We start from the raw sequence: 3671 nt of genomic DNA, 5'->3' as shown, positions 1-3671 counted from the left end.
CCCGGCAAGCGCGATCGCCTACTGAGGGCAGGAGCGGACGCCATCACCGAAGGCACGGACGGCATGGCCGAGCTGGCCAGGGCTCTACACCAGAGTGAGCCCAACAGCTGAGGTGCGACGCACCTCTGCCAGGTGATGCGCGACAGGTCCCAGAGGTCCTGGGGGCGGCAGGAGCCGCCGACAAACGTCCTGTCATGCCGAGTTGCGGACATGTGCGTCCACGCGGGCGATGACTACACCGGGTCGTCGTCGGAGGCGGTGCCGAGTGCGAGAACCCGCAAGTCCGATACGGCCCGTGTCAGCTCCTCGCCCGGGTCGATCGTCAAATCTGCAGCTGCTTTCCAGCCCTCGTTGCCCCATCCAGGCCCGGGGCTGCGAATGACGATCCGGAGCTGGATATGCCGGTACTCGTGTCGAGCCTCGATTCGGAGATCACCCTCGACTGACTCCCAGACCCGCTCTCCGCTCCAGCCGCGCCAATCGTCAGCGAGCTGGCCAAAGAAATCAGCAAGGTCTTCGAAGCCTGACGCGTAGTTGTGAACGACCTGCCTGGACGCAGCGAGTCCATCGCAGCGAAGCTCTGCCGTCACGTACTGCGGGGGACGATGCGACGTGTTATCGGGCGTTAGCCGAAGCCATTCCCCGCGTGCCCCGAGTTGAACTGCAACCACGATGGTCATCTTGGCAGGGAAGGAGCCTTGATGCATCCTCAATTGCCGCGTTCCGCGCGCCGACTGTGCTCGCAGATCAGTTGGCGGACGAGTGTCGCGCATCAGTCGACGGAGGACACGGCGCAGACCGCGCGCATTGCCGAATTCCGCTCTATCAGATCAAGGCGGCCCGCAAGCGGGCCGCGCCGGCCGCGCTCGGCCTGCTGGCGGCGCAAGCGCCGGCATCGGCCGGCGCGCCGGCCATGAAGGGCATGCCTCCGGCGGGGGCCAGACGACTCCGAGATGGAGTTGCCGAACGATTCCGGTTCGTGGGTGGTGGGATGCCATCCCGCCAGCCACCGACCCAGGCAAGCCGAGCAGACCAGGGCCAGGGCGCCAAGGTCGTTCGTCCGGTAGGGCGCTCCACCTTGGCACCCTGGCCCTGGCCCGCTCCACGGTGTGTGGGTCGGCGGCAGACGGGATGGCAGCGGGGTTCGGCGCTCAAGCGCCGGTCGTGCCGACGAGCAGCTGATGAAGAAGTTTGTGAGTCGAGGCTAAGATGCAGGGCTCCCTCTGATGAATGAATGGGGTAGCGAGGATGAATCCCCTTAGCCCGTCTCAGCAGAGCTTATTGGCGGCCCTTGTTCCGCTGGTGTCCTCGTTGCTTACCGCAGTCGTCGCAGTAGCAGCGGTGGTGGCCAGCCGAAAATCATCAAGCGATGCCGTGCAAAAGGACCTGAAGCTGAGCCTATGGGAAAAGCGCAATGAGATTTACATCGAACTGCTTTTGAGGCTTGAGCGGCAGGATCCATCAAACCGCCCTGCCGCCGTCGCCATGCGAGATAAAGCCCTGTCCGGGAGAGCAGTCTCCTTCCTTCAGCAGGACCCGAACTCGAAAGACTGGAAAAACTTCGAGGCAAGGCTCCGCGCGTATGCGTCGAAAGACGTTTGGGCGCTCTATTCGATATGGCTGACCACCCTCGGTACATGGACTTTTTTGCGCAGCGCTTGTCTAACCCACATCATGGGCGACCAAGAAAAATTCGACAACTTTTCGCAGCGGGAAGATATAACGCGGGACGCGCTCCTGAGAATATCTAGAACAATAACTCACTATGTGAGAGCTGAATTGCGATTCGAGCGCGTGCCCCCGGTGAAGGCGCGATATAAGCCTGGGCCATTGGGAGGGATCGAGGACATTCGGGTCGCTCCGACCGGCAGTGAAGAGGACTTCACCTACCAGGACCCGCCCTTCGTGATGAACGTCCGAAAGGACGGCCGGGGCTGGTCGTTCAGGTACCAACTACCCCCCGGTGTCACGTACACCGACTGGCTCGGTGGCCCCCCTAACGCTTCGTAGGTCGGGTTATCGGTTGCGGATACCAGGTTTCACAGACGAAGGGTGAAGGGGAAACTGAAGGTGTCGCGTCAACCTCAACTGTGCGGTTGACAGTGAAGTTTGCGGGCGCCGAGCGGCCTGTGCAGGCTTGCCGGTCTTCTTCCGCACTCTTTCTGCTGTCAGCCATGGCCCAAGCCGCGCCTATACCGCCAATCAAGATTCCGGCAGCGAGTGTGCCGCCTATCGTTTTGAATCGAAGTCCACGCTGGATACTCGGCCTAACCGCCGGTCTTGCTGGTAGAGGGCTAAGGGGGCGGGTTGGTTGAGGCGAGCGTTGAGGTGGTGCGGGACGTTCGGCGAGGGCGAGACGGTAGTCCTCTGCCTGCGGGAACACTTGTGCTACTTCACGCAGCGCCTCAATGTTCGGAATTTCAGCTGCGACATTCCTTAGATCACTAATCGCTGCCTCAAGTCGACTGGTAACGTCAACCGCTGCCTGCAGTCGGTCGATGACGTCGAAGTTGGTGAAATGCTCGAAGGCCTCGGCGGCTGTTAGGAGGGTGCCGCCGGTTACGGTTTCCGCAAAAAGCCCGAACTGCTGAGCCGAGTGCGACAAATCCGGCACTGTCTCAGCGAAGTAGGCCAGAAGCTGTGCCGAATGATGGAATTCACCGTCCGGCGCAGGCAGACGTTCGACGGCCTCACGGAGCAGCTCTGCGGCACCATGTGCAATCTGGCCAGCACTCTCGAGCCTGTCCACTGTCTGACTGAGTTCTTGCATGGTCTGCTTGTAAGATTCGAGCAGCAATCCGGGCAGTTTGTCACTGATGGGGCCTGTCCGTTCGAGGATACCTAGGGCCTCAGCATCAAAGTCCTTCTCGCGCTCCTTCTTCCATTCACGCAGCACGCTGGACGGATAGTGCATCCAAGTCGCCCGATTGTCGATAATCTTGTGGTGCTCACCGCACAAGACCAGAAGGTTCGAGAAGGCCTCGGTGTTGGCGCATGGTTCCTCGCCGCGAGGGCCGTTGGGTTCAGCGGCCACAATGTGGGCGATCTCGCCAACGAAGATCGGCTGGCCTTGCTCAACGACGAGCACCCGGACAGTGCAACCAGGGGCGTAGCAATGACCCCGACTCATTCCGAACAGGGCACGCTTGATCCGCTCTCTCACGCTGCCGCGTTGTCCAGCCATGGCGGTCAGGGTAGGTCCAGGGTCCGACAAGGTTGACTACATCGAGGGCTGGGCTGCCGTCCAGCCGTACAAGGTGGCCCATGCCATCCACGTGCCAGTAGGCCGTACCTCCACCGGTCACCAGCGGGCACCGAATGGTCCGCGCCGCCCACGGCTGACCTGGCCCATCAGGTCTTGGTCGTCCCTGATCTTCGTCCTTCCAAACTCACGCTTGCAGGGACAGCGGTGTCGGGGAGCGGTGCCTATCCTCTCGGCCATGGGAGCAATCAAGCCGTGGCATCTGTCCGTCCTTACGCTTTGCTGCCTTTTGCCGACTGCTGTGGCGATCGTTGGCGGGGTCTGGGCGGTCCGCCGATCCCGTAACCGTCGCTGAGGCACAACCGCGGTCGAAGCTGCCGGGCCATCCACGGGCCACAAGCGGGTGCCACTAGGCCGTGTCTTCAAAGGTTCATAACCATTGGAGTAGCGCGGCGATGGTGACGGTGGC

At 61.9% G+C, this 3671-nt stretch carries 3 protein-coding genes; 1 reads left to right on the top strand and 2 read right to left on the bottom strand.

From position 1 onward, the window contains the following. Positions 1 to 233: 233 nt before the first annotated feature. Positions 234 to 680: a DUF6228 family protein gene (locus tag ACFOW4_RS13270; protein ID WP_377527505.1), complete on the bottom strand. Its 447-nt coding sequence runs from the start codon at positions 678 to 680 to the stop codon at positions 234 to 236. Between the two features lie 568 nt (positions 681 to 1248). On the opposite strand from ACFOW4_RS13270, the gene ACFOW4_RS13265 reads away from it, so the two are divergent. Beyond that, positions 1249 to 2010, top strand: coding sequence for a hypothetical protein (locus ACFOW4_RS13265; protein ID WP_377527504.1), 762 nt, complete (start codon positions 1249 to 1251; stop codon positions 2008 to 2010). Here the strand turns inward: ACFOW4_RS13265 and ACFOW4_RS13260 are convergent. Further along, the gene (locus ACFOW4_RS13260) at positions 1997 to 3088 is read right to left on the bottom strand and encodes a hypothetical protein (RefSeq protein WP_377527502.1); all 1092 of its coding nucleotides are present in this window, start codon (positions 3086 to 3088) and stop codon (positions 1997 to 1999) included. The genes ACFOW4_RS13265 and ACFOW4_RS13260 overlap by 14 nt on opposite strands. Between the last annotated feature and the right edge of the window lie 583 nt (positions 3089 to 3671).

Source organism: Micromonospora sp. GCM10011542, assembly GCF_042650685.1.
Classification (GTDB): Bacteria; Actinomycetota; Actinomycetes; order Mycobacteriales; family Micromonosporaceae; genus Micromonospora.
This window is presented reverse-complemented; position numbering and strand designations above follow the sequence as displayed.